General features: G+C 73.0%; 23 protein-coding genes. 2 read left to right on the top strand and 21 right to left on the bottom strand.

Features of this window, described 5'->3' with window-relative positions; translation table 11 throughout:
• Positions 1-10: 10 nt before the first annotated feature.
• From Actkin_RS10205 to pyrR, 13 genes are all read right to left on the bottom strand, one after another.
• On the bottom strand, positions 11-472 hold the full coding sequence (locus Actkin_RS10205; protein ID WP_258906849.1) for a DUF5313 family protein: 462 nt from the start codon (positions 470-472) through the stop codon (positions 11-13).
• Positions 473-553: 81 nt separating this feature from the next.
• Positions 554-1,735 carry a methionine adenosyltransferase gene (gene metK, locus Actkin_RS10200; protein ID WP_229787846.1) on the bottom strand — a complete coding sequence of 394 codons (1,182 nt, stop codon included), beginning with the start codon at positions 1,733-1,735 and terminating at the stop codon, positions 554-556.
• A gap of 84 nt (positions 1,736-1,819) precedes the next feature.
• On the bottom strand, positions 1,820-3,067 hold the full coding sequence (gene coaBC / locus Actkin_RS10195; RefSeq protein WP_258906848.1) for a bifunctional phosphopantothenoylcysteine decarboxylase/phosphopantothenate--cysteine ligase CoaBC: 1,248 nt from the start codon (positions 3,065-3,067) through the stop codon (positions 1,820-1,822).
• Complete coding sequence (gene rpoZ / locus Actkin_RS10190) at positions 3,064-3,351, bottom strand: DNA-directed RNA polymerase subunit omega (RefSeq protein WP_189214411.1); 288 nt, start codon at positions 3,349-3,351, stop codon at positions 3,064-3,066. Before rpoZ ends, coaBC begins: the two co-directional genes overlap by 4 nt.
• Positions 3,348-3,962, bottom strand: coding sequence for a guanylate kinase (gene gmk, locus Actkin_RS10185; protein ID WP_189214410.1), 615 nt, complete (start codon positions 3,960-3,962; stop codon positions 3,348-3,350). Before gmk ends, rpoZ begins: the two co-directional genes overlap by 4 nt.
• Positions 3,963-3,970: 8 nt before the next feature.
• A complete protein-coding gene (mihF, locus tag Actkin_RS10180) occupies positions 3,971-4,288 on the bottom strand; it encodes an integration host factor, actinobacterial type (RefSeq protein ID WP_189214409.1) in 318 nt (105 codons plus the stop codon).
• A gap of 362 nt (positions 4,289-4,650) precedes the next feature.
• A complete protein-coding gene (gene pyrF / locus Actkin_RS10175) occupies positions 4,651-5,472 on the bottom strand; it encodes an orotidine-5'-phosphate decarboxylase (protein ID WP_258906847.1) in 822 nt (273 codons plus the stop codon).
• Entirely contained in the window at positions 5,469-8,771 is a 3,303-nt protein-coding gene (carB, locus tag Actkin_RS10170) for a carbamoyl-phosphate synthase large subunit (RefSeq protein WP_258906846.1), read from the bottom strand. The genes pyrF and carB overlap by 4 nt, the downstream gene beginning before the upstream one ends.
• A complete protein-coding gene (carA, locus tag Actkin_RS10165; RefSeq protein ID WP_189214406.1) occupies positions 8,771-9,895 on the bottom strand; it encodes a glutamine-hydrolyzing carbamoyl-phosphate synthase small subunit in 1,125 nt (374 codons plus the stop codon). Before carA ends, carB begins: the two co-directional genes overlap by 1 nt.
• Positions 9,892-10,413 carry a PH-like domain-containing protein gene (locus tag Actkin_RS10160; RefSeq protein WP_189214405.1) on the bottom strand — a complete coding sequence of 174 codons (522 nt, stop codon included), beginning with the start codon at positions 10,411-10,413 and terminating at the stop codon, positions 9,892-9,894. Before Actkin_RS10160 ends, carA begins: the two co-directional genes overlap by 4 nt.
• A gap of 43 nt (positions 10,414-10,456) precedes the next feature.
• Complete coding sequence (locus Actkin_RS10155) at positions 10,457-11,731, bottom strand: dihydroorotase (protein ID WP_258906845.1); 1,275 nt, start codon at positions 11,729-11,731, stop codon at positions 10,457-10,459.
• Positions 11,728-12,669, bottom strand: coding sequence for an aspartate carbamoyltransferase catalytic subunit (locus tag Actkin_RS10150; RefSeq protein ID WP_189214403.1), 942 nt, complete (start codon positions 12,667-12,669; stop codon positions 11,728-11,730). Before Actkin_RS10150 ends, Actkin_RS10155 begins: the two co-directional genes overlap by 4 nt.
• The gene (gene pyrR / locus Actkin_RS10145; RefSeq protein WP_258906843.1) at positions 12,666-13,253 is read right to left on the bottom strand and encodes a bifunctional pyr operon transcriptional regulator/uracil phosphoribosyltransferase PyrR; all 588 of its coding nucleotides are present in this window, start codon (positions 13,251-13,253) and stop codon (positions 12,666-12,668) included. The genes Actkin_RS10150 and pyrR overlap by 4 nt, the downstream gene beginning before the upstream one ends.
• A gap of 252 nt (positions 13,254-13,505) precedes the next feature.
• Between pyrR and Actkin_RS10140 the strand changes: the two genes are divergently transcribed.
• Positions 13,506-13,994: a transcriptional regulator BldD gene (locus Actkin_RS10140; RefSeq protein WP_018686187.1), complete on the top strand. Its 489-nt coding sequence runs from the start codon at positions 13,506-13,508 to the stop codon at positions 13,992-13,994.
• A 50-nt stretch (positions 13,995-14,044) separates the two neighbouring features.
• Here Actkin_RS10140 and nusB read toward each other — a convergent pair whose 3' ends face one another.
• The 3 genes from nusB to Actkin_RS10125 are packed head-to-tail and all read right to left on the bottom strand — an operon-like array spanning position 14,045 to position 16,149.
• The gene (nusB, locus tag Actkin_RS10135) at positions 14,045-14,464 is read right to left on the bottom strand and encodes a transcription antitermination factor NusB (protein ID WP_189214401.1); all 420 of its coding nucleotides are present in this window, start codon (positions 14,462-14,464) and stop codon (positions 14,045-14,047) included.
• A 1-nt stretch (position 14,465) separates the two neighbouring features.
• Entirely contained in the window at positions 14,466-15,029 is a 564-nt protein-coding gene (efp, locus tag Actkin_RS10130; RefSeq protein WP_189214400.1) for an elongation factor P, read from the bottom strand.
• A gap of 49 nt (positions 15,030-15,078) precedes the next feature.
• The gene (locus tag Actkin_RS10125) at positions 15,079-16,149 is read right to left on the bottom strand and encodes a M24 family metallopeptidase (protein WP_258906842.1); all 1,071 of its coding nucleotides are present in this window, start codon (positions 16,147-16,149) and stop codon (positions 15,079-15,081) included.
• A 39-nt stretch (positions 16,150-16,188) separates the two neighbouring features.
• Between Actkin_RS10125 and Actkin_RS10120 the strand changes: the two genes are divergently transcribed.
• Positions 16,189-16,581, top strand: coding sequence for a B-4DMT family transporter (locus tag Actkin_RS10120; RefSeq protein ID WP_189214398.1), 393 nt, complete (start codon positions 16,189-16,191; stop codon positions 16,579-16,581).
• Here Actkin_RS10120 and Actkin_RS10115 read toward each other — a convergent pair.
• The 5 genes from Actkin_RS10115 to aroC form a co-directional block, all read right to left on the bottom strand.
• On the bottom strand, positions 16,578-18,065 hold the full coding sequence (locus Actkin_RS10115; protein WP_258906841.1) for a glycoside hydrolase family protein: 1,488 nt from the start codon (positions 18,063-18,065) through the stop codon (positions 16,578-16,580). The genes Actkin_RS10120 and Actkin_RS10115 overlap by 4 nt on opposite strands.
• Before the next feature lie 108 nt (positions 18,066-18,173).
• Positions 18,174-18,602, bottom strand: coding sequence for a type II 3-dehydroquinate dehydratase (gene aroQ / locus Actkin_RS10110; protein ID WP_258907899.1), 429 nt, complete (start codon positions 18,600-18,602; stop codon positions 18,174-18,176).
• On the bottom strand, positions 18,602-19,711 hold the full coding sequence (gene aroB, locus Actkin_RS10105; protein ID WP_189214396.1) for a 3-dehydroquinate synthase: 1,110 nt from the start codon (positions 19,709-19,711) through the stop codon (positions 18,602-18,604). The genes aroQ and aroB overlap by 1 nt, the downstream gene beginning before the upstream one ends.
• Before the next feature lie 34 nt (positions 19,712-19,745).
• Complete coding sequence (locus Actkin_RS10100) at positions 19,746-20,240, bottom strand: shikimate kinase (protein ID WP_258907898.1); 495 nt, start codon at positions 20,238-20,240, stop codon at positions 19,746-19,748.
• 44 nt (positions 20,241-20,284) lie between these two features.
• Positions 20,285-21,475 carry a chorismate synthase gene (gene aroC / locus Actkin_RS10095; RefSeq protein WP_189214395.1) on the bottom strand — a complete coding sequence of 397 codons (1,191 nt, stop codon included), beginning with the start codon at positions 21,473-21,475 and terminating at the stop codon, positions 20,285-20,287.
• Positions 21,476-21,580 lie beyond the last annotated feature (105 nt).

The following is a 21,580-nucleotide window of genomic DNA, read 5'->3' as shown; positions in this document are numbered from 1 at the left end:
ACGACGACGGTTACCGGGATCGGGGGTCGCGCCCACCGGAGTCGTCACGCCGGCCGGGATCGTCGCCGGGCCCGGAGTCGTCGTGGTAGGCCGCGTACATGGCCGCGACCTCGGCGCGGTTCGCCGGGGCCGCCTCCTCCCGGATGCGCCGGTTCAGCCCGACCGGGTAGCCGTGCTTGATCAGCCTGCGCTCGGAGGCGTCCTCCATGAACGACAGGGAGAAGTACAGGCCGGTGACGTAGCCCGCCGCGATCATCGACAGGCGCAGGCTCAGCGGCCCCGGGACGAGCAGCAGCAGCCACAGCGGCAGGAACAGCACCATCACCCTGGCGAAGTGGCGGGCCACCCAGGTCGGCGCCGTGAGATCCCACAGCACCCAGGGGCGGTAGCGGTCGGGGAGGGTGCCGCCGACCGCGTACCAGAGCCAGCGCAACGGACCGGGCCGCACGGCCTCGATGGTATGCCGGGTCATCCCTTCCGGTTAGCCCGGGTCGGCGCCGGTGAAACCCAGAGCGGGCCGCCCGGTCGGACGGCCCGCTCGGCAATGCGTCGATCAGGAGCCGACGGCCTGCTTGAGGTCGTCGGCGCGGTCGGTGCGCTCCCACGGCAGGTCGACATCGGTGCGCCCGAAGTGCCCGTAGGCGGCGGTCGGGGCGTAGATGGGCCGCAGCAGGTCCAGGTCGCGGATGATCGCGGCGGGGCGCAGGTCGAACACCTCGCGGATCGCCTCCTGGATCTTCACCGGGTCGGCGTTCTCGGTGCCGAAGGTCTCCACGAACAGCCCCACCGGCGCGGCCTTGCCGATCGCGTAGGCGATCTGGACCTCGATGCGCGAGGCCAGGCCCGCGGCGATCGCGTTCTTGGCGACCCAGCGCATGGCGTAGGCGGCCGAGCGGTCGACCTTCGACGGGTCCTTGCCGGAGAACGCGCCGCCGCCGTGCCGGGCCATGCCGCCGTAGGTGTCGACGATGATCTTGCGACCCGTCAGCCCAGCGTCACCCATCGGACCACCGATGACGAAGCGACCAGTGGGGTTCACCAGCAGGCGGACGCCCTCGGTGTCCAGCTCCAGGTTCGCCAGCTCCGGCAGCACGACCTGCTCCCGCACGTCGGCGCCGAGCAGCTTCTCCAGGTCGATGCCGTCGGCGTGCTGCGACGACACCACGACCGTGTCCAGGCGGACCGGCTTGTCCCCGGCGTACTCGATGGTGACCTGGGTCTTGCCGTCCGGACGCAGGTACGGCAGCACGCCGTCCTTGCGGACCTTCGTCAGCCTGCGCGCGAGGCGGTGGGCCAGCGCGATCGGCAGCGGCATCAGCTCGGGGGTGTCGTTACAGGCGTAGCCGAACATCAGGCCCTGGTCGCCAGCGCCCTGCCGGGCGATCTCGTCCTCGGCGTTCTCCACCCGCGACTCGTAGGCGGTGTCGACGCCCTGGGCGATGTCCGGGGACTGCGCGCCGATGGCGACGTTGACGCCGCAGGAGTTGCCGTCGAAGCCCTTGGCGGAGGAGTCGTAGCCGATCTCGAGGATCTTCTCCCGCACGATGGTCGGGATGTCGGCGTAGGCCTCGGTCGTCACCTCGCCGACCACGTGCACCTGGCCGGTCGTCACCAGCGTCTCCACCGCGACCCGGGACCGGGGGTCCTGGGCCAGCAGCGCGTCCAGGACGGAGTCGCTGATGGCGTCGCAGATCTTGTCCGGATGCCCTTCGGTGACCGACTCCGAGGTGAACAGTCGGCGGCTGCCTGTCTCAGTCACGGGGTACCCCACTCATCCGTCCGAGGGTTTGCTGGTTGACGCCCATTATCGGGGCCGGATTCATTCCCGCACCGAACCGAGCATGTTGGCGACTGCGTCCCACACTTCGGTCGCCATTTGCGCTTTCGACCCGAGCGCGATCGGCCGCTCGGCGCCGTCGGCGGCGAGCAGCCACCCGGAGTTGTCCTCGGTGCCGAACGCCTTGCCCTCCCCCACGGCGTTGACAACCAGCAGGTCACAGCCCTTGCGGGCGAGCTTGTCGCGGGCGTGGTCGAGCACGTCCGCGCCGCTGTCGCCGGTCTCGGCGGCGAAACCCACGATCACTTGCGCCTTGCGCTCCGGGTCACCCGAACGGGCCTCGACGAGCTCGGCGAGCACGTCGGGATTGCGCACGAGCGCGACAGGGTCCGGGTCGCGGCCGGTCTTCTTGATCTTGTACTCGGCGCGTTCCGCAGGCCGGAAGTCGGCGACCGCGGCGGCCATCACGACGATGTCCGCGTCCGCGGCGGCCGCGTGCACGGCGGCGCGCAGCTCCTCGGCGGTGCCCACCCGGACGAGGTCGACGCCCGCGGGCTCGGGCAGCGGCAGCGTGTGCGCCGACACCAGGGTCACGTCGGCGCCCCGGGCCGCGGCCGTGCGGGCCAGCGCGTAGCCCTGCTTGCCCGACGAGCGGTTGCCCAGGAAGCGCACGGGGTCCAGCGGCTCGCGCGTGCCGCCCGCGGAGACCACCACGCGGCGGCCCACCAGGTCGCGGGGCAGCGCGTCCGGCCTGCTCAGCAGCAGCCGGGCGAGGTCGATGATCTCGGCGGGGTCGGCGAGCCTGCCCTTGCCGGTGTCCGCGCCGGTCAGCCTGCCCGCGGCGGGGTCGGGCACGATGACGCCGCGCTCGCGCAGCGTGGCGACGTTGGCGCGGGTGGCGGGGTGCTCCCACATCTCGGTGTGCATGGCCGGGGCCATCAGCACCGGACAGCGCGCGGTGAGCAGCGTGCTGGTGAGCAGATCGTCGGCCAGGCCGGTCGCGGCCTTGGCCAGCAGGTCGGCCGTGGCGGGCACCACCACGACCAGATCGGCTTCCTGTCCGAGCCGCACGTGCGGCACCTCGGGCACGTCGGCGAAGACGCCGGTGGCCACCTTCTGCCCGGACAGCGCCTCGAACGTCGCCGCCCCCACGAACCGCAGGGCCGCCTCGGTCGGCACGACGCGCACGTCGTGACCGGTCTCGGTCAGGCCGCGCAGCACCTCGCACGCCTTGTAGGCGGCGATGCCGCCACCGACGCCGAGTACGACCCGGGGACGGCGGGCGGTCACTCGCCCTCGGTGTGCTCGAGCAGCCCCGAGTGGATCTCGCGCAGGGCGATGGACAGCGGCTTCTCGCGCGGGCCGGGCTCGACCAGCGGGCCGACGTACTCCAGCAGGCCCTCGCCCAGCTGGGCGTAGTAGTCGTTGATCTGGCGGGCGCGCTTGGCCGCGTAGATCACCAGGGCGTACTTCGAGCTGACCTTGTCGAGCAGGTCATCGATCGGGGGGTTGGTGATGCCTTCCAGCGGCGTGCCGGTCTGCTCGCCGATTCCCAGCTCGGTGGGGGTGATCACTCGCAACGCTCCAGCTTGTCAGACGAATCCGTGAGCACCAAGGTTAGCAACTCCGCGGCGGCGGTCCTGACGTCGGCGTTGACCACGACGGCGTCGAACTCCTCGGCGGCGGCCAGCTCACGCTTGGCCACCTCCAGCCTACGCGCGACCACGTCCTCCGGTTCGGTCCCTCGGCCGGTGAGCCGGGCGACGAGCGTCTCCCAGCTGGGCGGCATCAGCATGACGAGCTGCGCGTCGGGCATCGCCGCGCGCACCTGGCGGGCCCCCTGCAGCTCGATCTCCAGCACCGCGGGCCTGCCCTGGGCGAGCGCGTCCGCGACCGCCGCGCGGGGCGTGCCGTAGCAGTTGCCCGCGTACTCGGCGTGCTCCAGCAGCTCGCCGTCGGCGACCATGCGGTCGAACTCCGGCCGATCGACGAAGTGGTAGTGCGCGCCGTCGACCTCCCCGGGCCGGGCGGCCCGGGTGGTCACCGACACGCTGAAGTAGATGTCCGGGTGGAGGCGGCGCAGCTCCGCCACCACGCTGGACTTCCCGACCCCGGATGGCCCCGACACGACAGTGAGCCGGGGCCGGGCGATGTGCTCGCCCGACCCCGGCCCACGGCCGCTCATCGGCTCGGTCACTCGCCGGAGAACTCGGCGAGCAGCGCCTTGCGCTGGCGGTCGCCCAGGCCACGCAGCCTGCGGCTGGGCGCGATCTCCAGGCGCTCGATGATCTGCTGGGCCCGCACCTTGCCGACGCCCGGTAGGGCCTCCAGCAACGCGGTGACCTTCATCTTGCCCAGCACCTCGTCGTTGTCGGACTGGGCCAGGACGTCCTTGAGGGTGGTGCCGCCTCGCTTCAGGCGCTCTTTGAGTTCGGCGCGGGCGCGTCGGGCGGCAGCCGCCTTCTCCAGCGCTGCGGCCCGCTGCTCGTCGGTCAGCTGGGGAAGGGCCACGATTTCCTCCGTGGGGTGGGATTTCCGGATCGGTGCCGCGACGTTACCGAGCCCTGGCCTGCGACGACAACGCGGGGGCCGGGTTGTACCGGCGGTGACGGCGGCGCTAAAGTTGATCAACGATCGGTGACGGCAGACCGAGTTGACCAGGCGAAACAGCACTAAACCGGACACCTCGGGATTTCGTCACCCACCGCGCCCGTCCGCCCACGTGCTGCGCACGGTGAGGCGTGCGCCACTCACCAGGCCGCCGGAGTCCACCCGGACAGAGCAACGTCGCGACCTGCGCTAACGATGTGAATGGGGACAAAGAGGACCCGAACGGCCGCGAGTCGGCCGTCCGGGTCCGGACAAAACGTGCGTCAGACGGTGGCGGCCACCTCGTCGCGCAGCCGCAGCGCCGCCGCGCGGACGGCGGCCGCGTCGGGGCCGTGCCGCAGGACGTCGCGCGAGCTGGTCGGCAGCACGTGCCGACCGGCGCCGAACAGGCGGGCCAGGTCGGCCGGGCCCGCGCCCTGCGCGCCGACGCCCGGGGCCAGGATCGGGCCGTTTAGCGCGTTCAGGTCGACCCCGGTCTCGGCCAGCGTCGCGCCGACGACCAGGCCGACCGACCCCATCGGCACGGCGCCCGCGTTGCGGGCCGCGGCGGCGTCCACCACGGCCTGGGCCACCGACCGGCCGTCCGCCCGCGCCCGCTGGACCTGCGCGCCCTCGGGGTTGGACGTCAGCGCCAGCACGAACACCCCGCGCCCGGTGGCCTCCGCGGTCGCCAGCGCGGGCTCCAGCGAGCCGAACCCGAGGTAGGGCGACAGCGTGACCGCGTCCCCGGCCAGCGGCGAGCCGTCGGCGAGGTAGGCCTGGGCGTAGGCGGCCATCGTGGAGCCGATGTCGCCGCGCTTGGCGTCGACCAGCACCAGTGCGCCCGCCGCCCCGGCCTCGGCGATGACCCGTTCCAGGACGGCGACCCCGCGCGAGCCGTGGGCCTCGAAGAAGGCCGACTGCGGCTTGAGCACCGCGATCTCGCCCGCCAGCGCCTCGACGCAGGTCAGCGCGAACCGCTCCAGCCCCTCGGCGTCGCGGGGCAGGCCCCACGCGTCCAGCAGGCCGGGGTGCGGGTCGATGCCCACGCACAGCGCTCCCCGGGCGTCGACCGCGGCGGCCAGCCGCGCGCCGAAGCCGGTCACCGGGACGCCCGCAGCGCGGTCTGCAGCTCCTGCAGCGGCCGCACGCCGATCTCGTCGCGGATGAGCGCCTCGATGCCGTGCACCGCGGCCGCTGCGCCCTGGATCGTCGTGACGCACGGGATGTCGCGGGCCACCGCGGCCGTGCGGATCTCGTAGCCGTCCACGCGGGGGCCGTGGTTGCCGTACGGGGTGTTGATCACCATGTCGACGCCGCCGGAGTGGATCAGCTCGACGATGTTGTCCTTGCCCTCGAAGTGCTTGCGCACAACGGTGCACGGGATCCCGTTGCGGCGCAGGACCTCCGCGGTGCCCGAGGTCGCCAGGACCTCGAAGCCCAGGTCCGCCAGGCGCTTCACCGGGAACACCATCGCGCGCTTGTCGCGGTTGGCCACGGAGACGAACACCTTGCCGGAGGTCGGAAGCGAGCCGTAGGAGGCCGTCTGCGACTTGGCGAACGCCTTGCCGAAGGACTCGTCGATGCCCATGACCTCGCCGGTGGACTTCATCTCCGGGCCCAGCAGCGAGTCGACGCCGTGGCCCTCGGGCGTGCGGAACCGGTGGAACGGCAGCACGGCCTCCTTGACCGCGACCGGCGCGCCCTCGGTCAACTCGGCCCCGTCGCCGTCGGCCGGGAGCATGCCCTCGGCGCGCAGGTCGGCGATCGTGGCGCCGAGCATGATCCGGGCGGCGGCCTTGGCCAGCGGCACGGCCGTCGCCTTCGACACGAACGGCACCGTGCGGCTCGCGCGCGGGTTGGCCTCCAGCACGTAGAGCACGTCGTCCTTCAGCGCGTACTGCACGTTCAGCAGTCCCCGCACGCCGATGCCCTTGGCGATGGCCTCGGTCGAGCGGCGCACGGCCTCCAGGTCGGTGCGGCCCAGCGTGATCGGCGGCAGCGCGCAGGCGGAGTCGCCGGAGTGGATGCCCGCCTCCTCGATGTGCTCCATGACGCCGCCGAGGTAGACCTCCTCGCCGTCGCACAGGGCGTCGACGTCGATCTCGATGGCGTCGTCGAGGAACCGGTCGACCAGCACCGGGTGCTCCGGGGTGATCTCGGTGGCGCGCTTGATGTACCCGGCCAGGGAGTCCTCGTCGTAGACGATCTCCATGCCGCGGCCGCCCAGCACGTAGGACGGGCGCACGAGCACCGGGTAGCCGATCTCGTCGGCGATGCGCTTGGCCGCGGCGAACGAGGTGGCCGTGCCGTACTTGGGCGCGGGCAGCCCGGCGGAGGTGAGCACCTCGCCGAACGCGCCCCGGTCCTCGGCCAGGTGGATGGCCTGCGGCGAGGTCCCCACGACCGGGACGCCCGCGTCGGCCAGCCGCCGCGCCAGCCCCAGCGGGGTCTGCCCGCCGAGCTGGACGACCACGCCCGCGACCGTGCCGGACATGCGCTCGGAGTGCACGACCTCCAGGACGTCCTCGAAGGTCAGCGGCTCGAAGTACAGCCGGTCGGAGGTGTCGTAGTCGGTGGACACGGTCTCCGGGTTGCAGTTGACCATGACCGTCTCGTAGCCGGCCCCCCGCAGCGCCATCGCCGCGTGCACGCACGAGTAGTCGAACTCGATGCCCTGCCCGATGCGGTTGGGCCCGGAGCCCAGGATGAGCACCTTGGGCTTCTCGTGCTGGGGCGTGACCTCGGACTCCGCGGCGGGGTCCAGCTCGTAGGTCGAGTAGTGGTACGGCGTGCGGGCGGCGAACTCGGCGGCGCAGGTGTCGACGGTCTTGAACACCGGCCGCACCCGCAGCCGGTGGCGCAGCGCGCGGACGCCGTCCTCGCCAGCCAGCTCGGGCCGCAGCGCGGCGATCTGGCGGTCGGAGAGGCCGTTGTGCTTGGCCCGCCGCAGCAGGTCCTCGTCCAGCACCGGCGCGGACTCGATCTCCGCGCGCAGCTCGACCAGCATCGCGATCTGGTCGATGAACCACGGGTCGATGCCGGAGGCGTCGTGCACGTCGGCGACCGACGCGCCCATCCGCAGCGCGCGTTCGACCGTGTAGAGGCGGCCGTCGTGCCCGGTGCGGAGCGCGTCGAGCGCGGACTCCTGGGTCATGGTGTCGGGGTCGGGCGTCGTCCAGAAGCCGACGGCCTTCGTCTCCATCGACCGCAGCGCCTTGCCCAGCGCCTCGGCGAAGTTGCGGCCCAGGCTCATCGCCTCGCCGACGGACTTCATCGTGGTGGTCAGGGTCGGGTCGGCGCCGGGGAACTTCTCGAAGGCGAACCGCGGCACCTTCACCACGACGTAGTCCAGCGTGGGCTCGAAGGAGGCCGGGGTCTCGCCGGTGATGTCGTTGGTGATCTCGTCGAGGGTGTAGCCGATGGCCAGCCGCGCGGCGATCTTGGCGATCGGGAAGCCGGTCGCCTTCGACGCCAGCGCGCTGGAGCGCGACACGCGCGGGTTCATCTCGATGACGACCATGCGCCCGGTCTGCGGGTGGATGGCGAACTGGATGTTGCAGCCGCCGGTGTCCACGCCGACCGCGCGCAGCACGGCGATGCCGGTGTCGCGCATGACCTGGTACTCGCGGTCGGTCAGCGTCATCGCCGGGGCGACGGTCACCGAGTCGCCGGTGTGCACGCCCATCGGGTCGATGTTCTCGATGGAGCAGATGACGACCACGTTGTCGCGGCGGTCGCGCATCAGCTCCAGCTCGTACTCCTTCCAGCCGAGGACGCTCTCCTCGATGAGCACCTCGGTGACCGGGCTCTCGGCGAGCCCGGTGGAGGCCAGCCGCTCCAGCTCCTCGTGGGTGTGCGCCATGCCGGAGCCGAGCCCGCCCATGGTGAACGACGGCCGGATGACGACCGGCAGGCCCAGCTCGGCGACGGTCTCGCGGACCTCGTCCATCGAGTGGCACACCCGGCTGCGCGGGGTCTCGCCGCCGATCTCGGCGACGATGTCCTTGAACTTCTGCCGGTCCTCGCCGCGCTGGATGGCGTCGATGTCGGCGCCGATCAGCTCGACGCCGTACTTCTCCAGGACGCCGCGCTCGTGCAGCGCGACCGCGGTGTTGAGCGCGGTCTGCCCGCCCAGGGTGGCCAGGATCGCGTCCGGGCGCTCCCTGGCGATCACCTTCTCCACGAACTCCGGGGTGATCGGCTCGACGTAGGTGGCGTCGGCGAACTCCGGGTCGGTCATGATCGTGGCCGGGTTGGAGTTCACCAGGCTGACCCGGATGCCCTCGCTGCGCAGCACGCGGCAGGCCTGGGTGCCGGAGTAGTCGAACTCGCAGGCCTGGCCGATGACGATCGGGCCGGAGCCGATGACCAGCACGTGCTGGATGTCGTCGCGCTTGGGCATCAGCGACCGCCCTCCATCAGGTTCGCGAACCGGTCGAACAGGTCCGCGGCGTCGTGCGGGCCCGCGGCGGCCTCGGGGTGGTACTGCACGGAGAAGGCGGGCACGTCGAGCGCGCGCAGACCCTCGACCGTCCCGTCGTTGGGGCAGACGTGGCTGACCTTGGCGCTGCCGAAGGGCGTGTCGAACTCCTCGCCCGCCTCGCCCTCCAGCGCGAACCCGTGGTTCTGCGCGGTGATGGCGACCGCCCCGGTCTCCACGTCGATCACCGGGATGTTGATGCCGCGGTGGCCGTAGCGCATCTTGTAGGTCCCCCGGCCGAGCGCGCGGCCGAGGATCTGGTTGCCGAAGCAGATGCCGAACAGCGGGATGCGCCGCTCCAGCGCGGCCCTGGTCAGCTCGACCGCGTGGTCCATCGTCGCCGGGTCGCCGGGCCCGTTGGACAGGAAGACCCCGTCCGGCTCGACGGCCAGCAGGTCGTCGATTGCGCTGGTGGCGGGCAGCACATGGGTCTCGATGCCGCGCGCGGCCATCATGCGCGGGGTGTTGGACTTGATGCCCAGGTCCAGCGCGGCCACGCGGAACCGGGTCTCGCCCGCGGCGGGGACGACGTAGGTCTCGCGCGTGGTGACCTCGTCGGCCAGCGCGGCGCCCAGCATCCTCGGGCTCTCCAGCACCTGGACGACCATCGCGTCGTCGGTGGTCAGGGCCTCGCCGGAGAAGACGCCTGCGCGCATGGCCCCACGCTCGCGGATGTGGCGGGTCAGCGAGCGGGTGTCGACCCCGCTGATGCCGACGACGCCCTGGCTGGTCAGCTCGTCGTCCAGCGAGCGGCGGGAGCGCCAGTTCGACGGCGTCCGCGCGGGATCGCGCACGACGTAGCCGGAGACCCAGATGCGGGTGGACTCGTCGTCCTCGTCGTTCCAGCCGGTGTTGCCGATCTGCGGCGCCGTGGCCACCACGATCTGCCGGTGGTAGGACGGGTCGGTCAGCGTCTCCTGGTAGCCGGTCATGGCGGTGCAGAACACCACCTCGCCGAAGGTGGCGCCGTGCGCGCCGAAGGCGCTGCCGCGGAACACCCGGCCGTCCTCCAGCACGAGCGCGGCCGGTGTGCGTGTGGTGGTCATGGGGTTCCTCCCGTGAGCGCGCGGAGCGCGGGCACCCACGTCTGGTAGTCGTCCTTGTCGTCGGCGCGGAAGCCGGTGTCGAACTCGTGGCCGTCGACGCGCCAGCGCACGACCAGCAGCCCGTCGCCGCCCATCACCTTCCCGGCGATGCCGGGCGCGGTGCGGGCGTCGACCACGTCCTCCGCGGGGATCCAGACCGGCTCGGCGCCGGTCCGGTCGAACAGCACGCCGTCGGCGAGCAGGTGGGCGGTGGCCTCGGCGCGGAAGCCGACGTCGCCCACCGCGACCCGGTCCTGCCAGCCCGCGTCGGTGACGGTGCTGGCGTAGACGCCGGTGCTCGGCGGCAGCAGGTCGGCGGCGGTGCCCGCGCGGACCGCGGCCAGCAGGTCGGCGGGCGCCTGCGGGAAGGCGGGCAGGTCGGCCTGGCGCCTGCGGCGGTTGCGGTAGCCCCACCACATCAGCGCGACCAGCCCGACCAGCACCGCGAGCGTCGCGAGGGTGAGCAGCGCCCTGGCCATCAGCGGTCCGCCTTCCCGGAGTCCACGGTCGCGGAGTCGTTCATCAGGCCACCTTCCCGTCCCGCGCGGTGAAGCGCCCGCGCAGCAGGGTGGCAATGACCGCGCCGGGCAGCTCCATGCCCTCGTACGGGGTGTTGCCCGCGATGCTGGCCAGGGCGGCGCCGTCGACGGTCCACCGGGCGTCCGGGTCGACCAGGGCCAGCGTGGCGGGCTCGCCGACGGCGATCGGGCGGCCGTGGTCGGGCAGCCCGGCGATCTCGGCGGGCCGCTCGCTCATGACCCGCGCGACGCCGCGCCAGTCGAGCAGGCCCGGCTCGACCATGGTCTTGACCACGATGCCCAGCGCCGTCTGCAGGCCGAGCATGCCCGGGCGCGCCGCGGACCACTCGCAGTCCTTGTCCTGCGGGGCGTGCGGGGCGTGGTCGGTGGCGACGCAGTCCACCACCCCGTCGGCCAGCGCCTGGCGGAGCGCCGCGGCGTCGGAGTGGCCGCGCAGCGGCGGGTTGACCTTGTTGACCGGGTCGTAGGTGGCCAGCCGGGAGTCGTCCAGCAGCAGGTGGTGCGGGGTGACCTCGGCGGAGACCCGGGTGCCGCGCGCCTTCGCCCATGCCAGGACGTCGACCGTGCCCGCGGTGGAGACGTGGCAGACGTGCAGCCGGGCGCCGACGTGCCGGGCCAGCAGGCAGTCGCGGGCGACGATGGCCTCCTCGGCGACCGCGGGCCAGCCCGCCAGGCCGAGGCGGGCGGCGGCCTCGCCCTCGTGCGCCTGCGCGCCGACGGTCAGCCGGGGCTCCTCGGCGTGCTGGGCGATCACCGCGTCGAGCGCCTTGGTGTACTCCAGGGCGCGGCGCATGATCAGCGGGTCGGCGACGCAGAGTCCGTCGTCGGAGAACAGCCGGACGTTCGCCTGCGAGCGGGCCATCGTGCCCAGCTCGGCCAGCTTCTCGCCCTTGAGGCCGACGGTGACCGCGCCGACCGGGTGCACGTCGACCAGGCCGACCTCGCGGCCGCGGCGCCACACGTGCTCGACGACGACGGCGTTGTCGGCGACCGGGTCGGTGTTGGCCATGGCGAAGACCGCCGTGTACCCGCCGAGGGCGGCGGCCCGCGAGCCGGTCTCGATGGTCTCGGTGTCCTCACGGCCCGGCTCGCGCAGGTGGGTGTGCAGGTCGACGAAGCCGGGCAGGGCCACGGCGCCCTGCGCGTCGAAGGTCTCGCCCGCGGTCAGGTCCTGGCCGATCTCGGTGATGACGCCGTCCTCGACCCTGATGTCGACCGCGTCCTCGCCGTAGGGGCGGACGTTCTTCAGCACGATCACGCTTGGTCCTCCTCTCCGGCCAGCAGGTGGTACAGGACCGCCATCCGCACGTGCACGCCGTTGGCGACCTGCTCGGTGATGGCCGCCCGCGGCGAGTCGGCGACCGCGTGCGCGATCTCCATGCCGCGCAGCATCGGGCCCGGGTGCAGCACGACGGCGTGCTCGGGGAGCATCGCCAGCCGCGTCGCGTTGAGCCCGTAGTGGACCGCGTACTCGCGGGCGGACGGGAAGAAGCCGCCGTGCATGCGCTCGGCCTGCACGCGCAGCATCATCACCGCGTCCAACGTAGGCAGTTCGGCGTCGAGGTCGTAGGAGACCGTGAGACCGCTCACCGGCCAGTCGGCCAGTGCCGTCGGCAACAGCGTCGGCGGCGCGACGACCACCACCTCCGCGCCGAGGGTGGTCAGCAGATGCACATTGGACCGGGCCACCCGGCTGTGCAGCACGTCGCCGACGATGCCGATCCGGCGGCCGTCGATCCCGCCGAGCCGGTCCCGCAGGGTGGCCGCGTCCAGCAGCGCCTGGGTCGGGTGCTCGTGCGTGCCGTCGCCCGCGTTGACCACGCAGGTGCCCACATCGGACAGCCAGCCCGCCAACCGGTGCGCGGCGCCGGATGCCGGGTGGCGGACGATCACGCAGTCCGCGCCCGCGGCGGCCAGGGTCAGCGCGGTGTCGCGCAGGGACTCGCCCTTGCCGACCGACGACCCGCCCGCGGAGACGTTCACCACATCGGCGCTCATCCACTTCCCGGCGATCTCGAAGGAGACCCGGGTCCGGGTGGAGTTCTCGTAGAACATGGTGATCACGGTGCGCCCGCGCAGCGTCGGCAGCTTCTTCACCTCGCGGCCCAGCAGCGTCCGCTTGAGACCGTCCGCGGTGTCCAGGATCGCCAGCGCGGTGTCCGCGTCGAGGCGGTCGGCGCCGAGCAGATGCCTCATAGGGTGTCCCCGCGGTTGAGCAGGACGGCGTCGCGGCCGTCGATCTCGGCGAACAGGACGGAGACCTCCTCGGTGCGTGCGGTGGGCACGTTCTTGCCGACGTAGTCGGCGCGGATCGGCAGCTCGCGGTGGCCGCGGTCGACGAGGACGGCCAGCTGGACCGCGCGGGGGCGGCCCGCGTCGCGCAGCGCGTCAAGGGCCGAGCGGATGGTGCGGCCGGAGAACAGCACGTCGTCGACCAGGATGACCAGCGCGTCGTCCACCCCGGACGCGGGCAGCTCGGTCGCCCCGAGCGGACGCGTCGGGCGGCGGCGCAGGTCGTCGCGGTAGAGGGTGACGTCGAGGGTGCCCGTGGGCACGGTCACGTCGCTGAACTCGGCGATCTTGGCGGCCAGCCGCCGGGCCAGGGGGACCCCCCTGGTCGGGATGCCCAGTAACACCACAGGGCGGGCCTCGCTCGCGTCGAGCGAGGTCTTCTCGATGACCTGATGGGCCATCCGGGCGATGGTGCGCGCGACGTCGCCCGGCGTCAGCAGCTCGCGCCGCCCGGCCGGGTCCGTCGCGCCACGGTCTCGCGGCGCCACGCTGGACTCCTTCCCCGCCTCGCTGGACGGGTCCTTAAAGGATGTCGGTTAGGCTCCTGACCTGGAGCCACCGCGACGGTACCAGGCGCGGGCGCGGACCCGAGCGGGTGGTGTGCCCGGTTCGACACGGTTTGGAAAAAGACCCAGCTTGACCTGGTGACAACTCTGGGTAACCATTACTCTGCGTGTCGATTTGAAGCTACCCGCGGCAGTCCATAGCGCCGACGGGGCGAACGAATGGAGAACCGCCGCATGGGCGACTACGCCAAGGCGCTAGGAGCCAAGCTCCGCGCGATCCGCCAGCAGCAGGGGCTGTCCCTGCATGGCGTCGAGCAGAAGTCCGGTGGCCGGTGGAAGGCTGTCGTCGTCGGCTCCTACGAGCGCGGCGACCGGGCCGTCACCGTGCAGAAGCTGGCCGAGCTCGCGGACTTCTACGGCGTGCCGGTGGTGGAGCTCCTGCCCGAGGGCCGGGTGCCCTCCGGCGCCGAACCCGCCACCAAGATCGTGATCAACCTGGAGCGGCTGCAACAGCTGCCCGCGGAGAAAGTGGGACCGCTGGCCCGCTACGCCGCCACCATCCAGAGCCAGCGCGGCGACTACAACGGCAAGGTCCTGTCCATCCGGACCGAGGACCTGCGGTCGCTGGCGATCATCTACGACATGACCCCGGGCGAGCTGACCGAGCAGCTCATCGACTGGGGCGTGCTGCCCCCCGAGGCCAGGCCGTCCAAGGAAGACTGACGGGAAAGCGGGCGCACCTCCATGCCGAGGGTGCGCCCGCTTCCGCATCGCTAGAGGGTGGCCCGCAGCCGGTCGGCGATCCCGCCGATGCGGCCGAGCACGCCGTTGACGAACCGGGGCGAGTCGTCGGTCGACAGCGACTTGGCCAGCTGGACGGCCTCGTCGATGGCCACCGGGTCGGGCACATCCGTCGCCCACAGCAGCTCGTAGAGGCCCATCCGCAGGATCGCGAGGTCCACGGCGGGCATGCGCTCCAGGGTCCAACCCTGGGCGTGCTCGGTGAGCAGCTCGTCGATGCGCGCCCGGTGCGCGGAGACGCCCTCCACCAGGGTCACGGTGTAGTCGTTGACCGGCGGCACGTCGGGCGAACCGACCCGGTCGGCGAGCAGGGTGACCGGGTCGACGCCGCGGACGGCGGCCTCGAACAACAGGTCTACCGCCCGCTTGCGGGCCTTGCTCCGCGCTCCCATCTCAGCCGCTGACCCGGCCGAGGTAGCGGCCGTCGCGGGTGTCGACCTTGACCTTCTCGCCGGTGCTGACGAACAGCGGCACCTGGATCTCCGCGCCGGTCTCCAGCCGCGCGGGCTTGGTGCCGCCGGTGGACCGGTCGCCCTGCAGGCCCGGGTCGGTGTGCTCGATGACCAGCTCGACGGAGGTCGGCAGCTCGATGAACAGCGGGGTGCCCTCGTGCGAGTTCACCGTCGCGGTGCTGTTCTCCAGCATGTACTTGGCGGCGTCGCCGACGACCTTGGGGTCGATGCTGATCTGCTCGTAGGTGTCGGTGTCCATGAAGACGTACTCGGACCCGTCGTTGTACAGGTACGTCATGTCCCGGCGGTCGACGGTCGCGGTGTCGACCTTGACGCCCGCGTTGAAGGTCTTGTCGACGACCTTGCCGGTCAGCACGTGCTTGAGCTTGGTGCGCACGAACGCGGGGCCCTTGCCGGGCTTGACGTGCTGGAACTCCACGACGGACCAGAGCTGGCCCTCCAGGTTGAGCACCAGGCCGTTCTTCAGGTCGTTGGTCGAGGCCACGGGGTTGTTCTCCTGTGTTTCCGGCGCGCCCGGGTGGCGTCCGACGGGGTCAGACGACCATGAGCTGCTTGGTGGTCAGCGTGAGGAGTTCAGGACCTGCGTCCCGCACGACGAGCGTGTCCTCGATGCGGACGCCGCCCCTGCCGGGCAGGTAGACGCCCGGCTCGACGGTGACCGCCATGCCAGCGGCGAGTGTACCGTCGCCGGTCTTGGCCAGACTCGGGGCCTCGTGGATCCGCAGCCCGACGCCGTGGCCGAGGCCGTGCGGGAAGAACTCGCCCTGGCCCGCCTCCTCGATCACCTGCCTGGCCGCGGCGTCGACCGCGGCGACCTCGGCGCCGGGCCTGACCGCCGCCCTGCCCTCGGCCTGGGCCAGCGCGACCAGCTCGTACAGCTCCCGCTGCCAGTCCTCGGGCTCGCCGATCACCAGGGTGCGGGTCATGTCCGAGTGGTACCCGTCGACGAGCGCGCCGAAGTCGAGCTTGACGAAGTCGCCCTGCTGGAGGACGGCGTCGGTGGGCCGGTGGTGCGGGATCGCCGAGTTCGCGCCCGCGGCGACGATGGACTCGAAGCTGGGGGCGGCCGCGCCGTGGTCGAGCATGCGGGCCTCCAGCTCGCGCGCCACCTCCCGCTCGGTGCGCCCCGGCCGGATGCCGCCGTGCTCGACCAGGTCGGCGAGCGCGCGGTCGGCGGCGGCGCAGGCCATGCGCAGGGCGTCGACCTCGGTCTCGTCCTTCACCAGGCGCAGTCGCTCGACCAGGTCCGGCGCGCGGGTCAGCTCGGCCTCGGTGGCCGCCTTGAGCACGTCGAGCCCGTCGACGGTGACGTGCTGGCTCTCGAACCCCACCCGGCCGCGCGCCTCGGCGGCGACGGCGGGCGCGCTGGCCCGCTCGATGACGTGGCGCAGGTCGGGCACCTGGCGCTGCGCCTGGGTCGTGTAGCGGCCGTCGGTGCAGAAGACGTCGTCGCCGTCCGCGGTGACCAGGAGGGCGGCGTTGGACCCGGTGAAGCCCGTCAGGTACCGGATGTTGAGCAGGTCGACGACGAGAAGCGCGTCCAGGTCGCGGTCGCGCAGGAGGGCGCGCAGGGCGTCCCGGCGGGGAGCGTGGGATTCGGCCATACCCGCGAGCCTAGGCAGGGCGGCGGCTACCCTCCAGTAATGCGGATGTGGCTGGTGCGCGGCGCGGTGCTGGCGGTCGTCCACGCGGCGGCGGCCGTCCTCGTGGCGCTGCTGAGGGCGAGCGACCCGACCGGGCAGTCCACGCTGTCGGCGCTGGTGCTCGGTCTGCTCGCCGGGGTGGCGGCGGTCTGGGCCGCGGTTGACGGCTGGCGGGGCCTGCCCGACCGGGGCCGGACCTGGGTGTACGCGGCCCTGATCGCGGGCGTGGGCTCGGCCGTGCTGGGCGTCATCGGGCGGGCGGTGTTCGTGGACGAGACGGGCGTGAGCGCGCTGGGCTCGGCGCTGACCGGCGGCGCGGCCTTCACCGCGCTGCTGGTGCTGGTCCCGGCCGGGCTCGGCCTGCTGGTCGGTCCCCGCCTGGCGACGCGCTAGAGGTGCGCTCCGCGCGGGTAGGCGTCCCACTCGGCCTGGCTGATCTCGGTCGCGCGGGAGCCGTTGACGGCGAGCAGCACCGGGTCGGTGATGGTCCAGAGCCTGCCGTCGTCCAGGACGAAGCCCACGCGTGACCCCGCGCGGACGGCCGGGGCGCCCGCGGGCAGGTGCGCGGCGACCGGCACGGCGTCGAGCCCGGGGACGCGGGGCAGCACGCGGTAGGAGATCCGCTCGGCGACCGACCGCCGCTCGACCCGCAGGACCCGCCCGTCGCGGATGACGTCGACCGTGCGGCGGGGCGACGGGACGGCGAAGCCGTCGAGCGCGGCCAGGATGCGGGCCGGGTCGTCGCAGGCCGCGGTGTCGGTGAGGTCCAGCCCGAAGTGCGCCAGGTCGGTCGGGGCCGCCTCGACCCGGGTCGCCCGGACGAGGTCGACGGGGACGCGGTCGCACGGGTCGGTCCGGGACGGGACGGCGTGCCCGCTGCCGTTCCTGACCAGCCCGGGCCCCTCGGCCCACGGGCCCGGCACCAGGACCGGGTCGTAGGGCTGGGTGCGGAACTCGCGGTCCCAGAAGGTCAGCGTGGTGCCGCCGTCGGTCTCGTGGGCGATGGCGAACGCGGCGAGCGCGTCGACCCACATGAAGTCCACGCTGAACGCGTCGACCACCGAGCGGAGGCGGGGGCCGCCGGTGCCACCGGGGACGAAGCCGTCCGGGCCGAGCACCTCGACCCCGGACCGGAACGCCGGGTCGGACGAGCGCAGCACGAACTGGCCCGCCCCGTTCCACCCGGCCGCCCGGCCGGTGGTGTCGGTGAACATCAGGTGGAAGCGGCCGTCGAGGAACACCGCGGCGGGCTGGCCCGCGCCGTAGGCGTTGTCGCGGAGTTCGTCGCGGGCGGAGGTCACGATGGGCCTGCCGCCGTTCGCCCTGGTCCAGCGCTTGCCGTCGGTGCTGGTGGCCAGCCCGATGGCGTTGCCGTGCGCGTGGTCGCCCGCGGCGCCGGTGTAGTAGAGGTAGTAGATCCCGCCGACCCGGATCACCGACGGGTCGCAGGTGTGCATGCCGTCGAAGCCGGTCCGGCTGCCGGAGAACACCGCCTGCCCGCCGCTGCCGTCCGGCCCCCGGAAGGGCTTGGCGAGGTCGGTGGTCTCGGCGAGCAGCAGGTCGTCGCCGGGCGGGGCGGCGGAGCCGAGCTGGCTGCACCACCACATCCGGTACTTGCCGCCCTCGCGCAGCAGCGTCGGCGCGTAGTTGTAGGGCGCGCCCGCGCTGCCCGCGGCGACGACGCCCTTGCTCTGCCTGCCCCGGTCGGTGCCCAACGGGGCGGGCGCGGCAGGGCGGGGCTGCACGGCGGGCGGCGTGGTCGTGACCCGCTCGCCCGAGGGCGGCGGCTCGACCACGCCGGTGCCGGTCGTGCACCCGGCCACGACGAGGAGAGCCAGGACCACGGCGAGCCGCGGTCGCCGGACCCGGCTGAGCATGAGCGGTGGGGACCTTTCGTGCCGGTGACGCGTTCCGCCCAGTCTAGGAGCGCCGATCGGCCCACGGCCGCGTTCGGCGACATGGCCGAATTGATCACACCCGGGCGCTCAGGCCCGGACGGCCCCCGCCAGCCAGCGCAGCGCCAGCGCGTAGCCGTCGACGCCGAGGCCGACGATCACGCCCACCGCGATGTCGGACAGGACGCTGTGCCTGCGGAACTCCTCGCGCTTGTGCACGTTGGAGATGTGCACCTCCACCAGCGGCGCGCTGAGCTGCGCCGCGGCGTCGCGCACGGCGATGGAGTAGTGCGTCCACGCGCCCGCGTTGAGCACGACCGGCAGCTTGCGGTCGGCGGCCTCGTGCAGCCAGCCGACCATCTCGCCCTCGTGGTCGGTCTGCCGCACCTCGACCTCGACGCCGAGGTCCAGGCCGGTCTTCACGCACAGCTCGACCAGGTCGGCGTGCGTGGTGCTGCCGTACACCTCGGGTTCGCGGGTGCCCAGCCTGCCCAGGTTCGGGCCGTTGAGGACGAGGATCACAGCAGCACCCCGCCCCCGCTGGGCTCGGCGGCGACCGCCGAGTAGGCCGCGGCCAGCAGCGCCGGGTCGGGCCCCTCCAGCCGGGTCGGCTTGGCCAGGCCGTCGAGCACGACGAAGCGCAGCACGCCCGACTTGGTCTTCTTGTCCCCGAGCATGCCCTCGATCAGCTGCGGCAGCGCGTCGGCGTCGTAGCTGACCGGCAGCCCCAGCGCGGTGAGGATCGCCCGGTGCCGGTCGGCGGTGGCGTCGTCGAGCCTGCCCGCCAGCCGGGCCAGCTCGGCGGCGAACACCATGCCGACGCTGATCGCCGCGCCGTGCCGCCAGCGGTAGCGCTCGCGGCGCTCGATGGCGTGGCCGAGGGTGTGCCCGTAGTTGAGGATCTCCCGCAGGCTCGACTCGCGCAGGTCGCTGGCCACCACGTCGGCCTTGACCTGGATCTTGCGCCGCACCAGCTCGGCGATCACCTCGCCGTCGGGGTCGACGGCGGCGGCCGGGTCGGCCTCGATCAGGTCGAGGATCACCGGGTCGGCGATGAAGCCGCCCTTGACCACCTCGGCCATGCCCGCGACCAGCTCGTTGCGCGGCAGCGACCCCAGCGTCGCCAGGTCCACCAGCACGGCGGCGGGCTCGTGGAACGCCCCGACCAGGTTCTTGCCCGCGTCGGTGTTGATCCCGGTCTTGCCGCCGACGGCGGCGTCGACCATGCCCAGCAGCGTCGTGGGCACGTTGACCAGCCGCACGCCGCGCATCCAGGTGGCCGCGACGAACCCGGCCAGGTCCGTCACCGCCCCGCCGCCGAGCGCCACGACCGTGCCCTGCCGGTCGAGCCCGATCCGCCCGAGCACCTCCCAGCAGAACCCGGCCACCGACAGCGCCTTGCCGTCCTCGGCGTCCGGGATCTCGATGCGGTGCGCGTCGACCCCGGCCGCGGCCAGCTCCTCGCGGATCTGCTCAGCGGTCGCGGTCAACGTCGGCTGGTGCACGATGGCCGCCTTCGACGACCCCCGCACCACCTCGACGAGTTCGCCGAGCAGCCCCTTGCCGATCACCACGTCGTACGGCTGGCCGGTGGCCACCCTGATCCGCACCGGCTGCTCGGTTCCCACGGTCTCTCCAGTCCTCTCGGTCACGCCGGGCCCGTCACGCCTTGGCGAGTTCGGCGGTCAGCCGGGCCACCACGTCCTCGGCGCTGCTGTGGTCGGTGTCGACCTCCACGGTGGCCACCTCCCGGTACAGCGGCAACCGCGCGTCCAACAGCTCCTTGAACTTCGCCCTCGGGTTCACCCCGGCCAACAGCGGCCGTGCCGTGGACAGCCCCGTCCGCCGGACACCCTCGGCCAGCCCGACGTTGAGGAACACCACGGTGTGCCCGCTCAGCCGCTCCCGCGTCCGCGCCGACAGCACGGCCCCACCGCCAAGGGACAGCACCCCGTCGTGCTCAGCCAGCGCCCTGGCGACCGCGTCCTCCTCTGCGGCCCGGAACGCCTCCTCGCCGTCCTCGGTGAAGATCTCCGCCACGGACTTGCCCACAGCAGCTACGACATCGGCATCGGTGTCGCGGAACCCGACCCCAAGCGCCGCAGCCAGCGCCTCGCCCACGGTCGTCTTCCCGGCCCCCGGCGGCCCCACGACCACGGCGACGGGACGGGCCCCGCCCCCGCCCCCTCCCCCGCCCGGACTCACCAGCGCTCCCGCAGCGACGCGAGGTAGCCCTCGACGTTGCGCCGGGTCTCCGGCAGCGAGTCGCCGCCGAACTTCTCCAGCGCCGCATCGGCCACCACCAGCGCCACCACGGACTCCAGCACGACGCCCGCCCTCGGCACGGCGCAGACGTCGGAGCGCTGGTGGATGGCCACGGCGGGCTCGCCGGTCACCACGTCGACGGTCGCCAGCGCCCTGGGCACGGTGGAGATCGGCTTCATCGCCACCCGCACCCGCAGCGGCTCGCCGTTGGTGATGCCGCCCTCGAGCCCACCGGCCCGGTTGGACCGCCTGCTGACCCCGGTGACGGTGCCCTCGGCCCGGTCGATCTCGTCGTGCGCCTGGCTCCCCCACCGCGTCGCGGTGGTGAACCCGTCGCCGATCTCGACCCCCTTCATGGCCTGCACACCCATCAGCGCCCCGGCCAGCCGCGCGTCGAGCCTGCGGTCCCAGTGCACGTGCGAGCCCAGCCCGGGCGGCAGCCCGTAGGTGATGACCTCGATGACCCCGCCGACGGTGTCGCCCGCCTTCTTGACGGCCTCCACCTCGGCGACCATCGCCTCGGTCCCCGCCGGGTCGAACGCGCGCACCGGGCTCTCGTCGATGGCCGCGAGGTCACCGGGCCCCGGCAGCGGCCCCTCCGGCGCCCGCGCCCCGCCGATCGACACCACGTGGCTGACGATCTCGGCCCCGAACAACTGCCGCAGGAAGTTCCGCGCCACCGTCCCGGCCGCCGTCCGCGCCGCCGTCTCCCGCGCGCTGGCCCGCTCGAGCACGGGCCGCGCCTCGTCGAACCCGTACTTCTGCATGCCCGGCAGGTCGGCGTGCCCCGGCCGAGGCCGGGTCAGCGGCTCGTTGCGGGCCTGGCTGGCCAGCACCTCGGGGTCCACCGGGTCGGCCGCCATGACGGTCTCCCACTTGGGCCACTCGGCGTTCTCGATCCGCACCGCGATCGGCCCGCCCTGGGTGATCCCGTGCCGCACCCCGCCGAGGATCTCGACCTGATCGGTCTCGAACCCCATCCGCGGGCTGCGCCCGAACCCGAGCCGCCTGCGGGCCATCTGCGCGCCCAGGTCGGCGGTGGTGACCTCGACTCCGGCCACCATTCCCTCGAGCACGGCCACCAGCGCGGGTCCGTGCGACTCTCCAGCGGTCATCCAACGCAGCACGCCCGGAATACTTCCATGCCCGCCGCGCGCCCGGTCGCCGGGATCACCCCGAGCCACCACGGGAGCACCCGCGAATCCGCAGCTCAGACCACCCGCGTCCGCTCA

This window comes from Actinokineospora sp. UTMC 2448, from assembly GCF_024760565.1.
GTDB classification, from domain to species: Bacteria; Actinomycetota; Actinomycetes; order Mycobacteriales; family Pseudonocardiaceae; genus Actinokineospora; species Actinokineospora fastidiosa.
Note: the sequence above shows the minus strand (reverse complement) of the source record. Positions and strands in the feature narration are given on the sequence as shown.

Bases quoted from the DNA above. Each gene is read 5' to 3' on its own strand.
- Actkin_RS10125 (WP_258906842.1), bottom strand. From the start codon at position 16,149: ATGGCCGAATCCCACGCTCCCCGCCGGGACGCCCTGCGCGCCCTCCTG.
- carA (WP_189214406.1), bottom strand. From the start codon at position 9,895: ATGACCACCACACGCACACCGGCCGCGCTCGTGCTGGAGGACGGCCGG.
- Actkin_RS10115 (WP_258906841.1), bottom strand. From the start codon at position 18,065: ATGCTCAGCCGGGTCCGGCGACCGCGGCTCGCCGTGGTCCTGGCTCTC.
- nusB (WP_189214401.1), bottom strand. From the start codon at position 14,464: ATGGGAGCGCGGAGCAAGGCCCGCAAGCGGGCGGTAGACCTGTTGTTC.
- Actkin_RS10150 (WP_189214403.1), bottom strand. From the start codon at position 12,669: ATGAGGCATCTGCTCGGCGCCGACCGCCTCGACGCGGACACCGCGCTG.
- Actkin_RS10160 (WP_189214405.1), bottom strand. From the start codon at position 10,413: ATGGCCAGGGCGCTGCTCACCCTCGCGACGCTCGCGGTGCTGGTCGGG.
- carB (WP_258906846.1), bottom strand. From the start codon at position 8,771: ATGCCCAAGCGCGACGACATCCAGCACGTGCTGGTCATCGGCTCCGGC.
- gmk (WP_189214410.1), bottom strand. From the start codon at position 3,962: ATGAGCGGCCGTGGGCCGGGGTCGGGCGAGCACATCGCCCGGCCCCGG.
- Actkin_RS10140 (WP_018686187.1), top strand. From the start codon at position 13,506: ATGGGCGACTACGCCAAGGCGCTAGGAGCCAAGCTCCGCGCGATCCGC.
- Actkin_RS10205 (WP_258906849.1), bottom strand. From the start codon at position 472: ATGACCCGGCATACCATCGAGGCCGTGCGGCCCGGTCCGTTGCGCTGG.
- Actkin_RS10120 (WP_189214398.1), top strand. From the start codon at position 16,189: ATGCGGATGTGGCTGGTGCGCGGCGCGGTGCTGGCGGTCGTCCACGCG.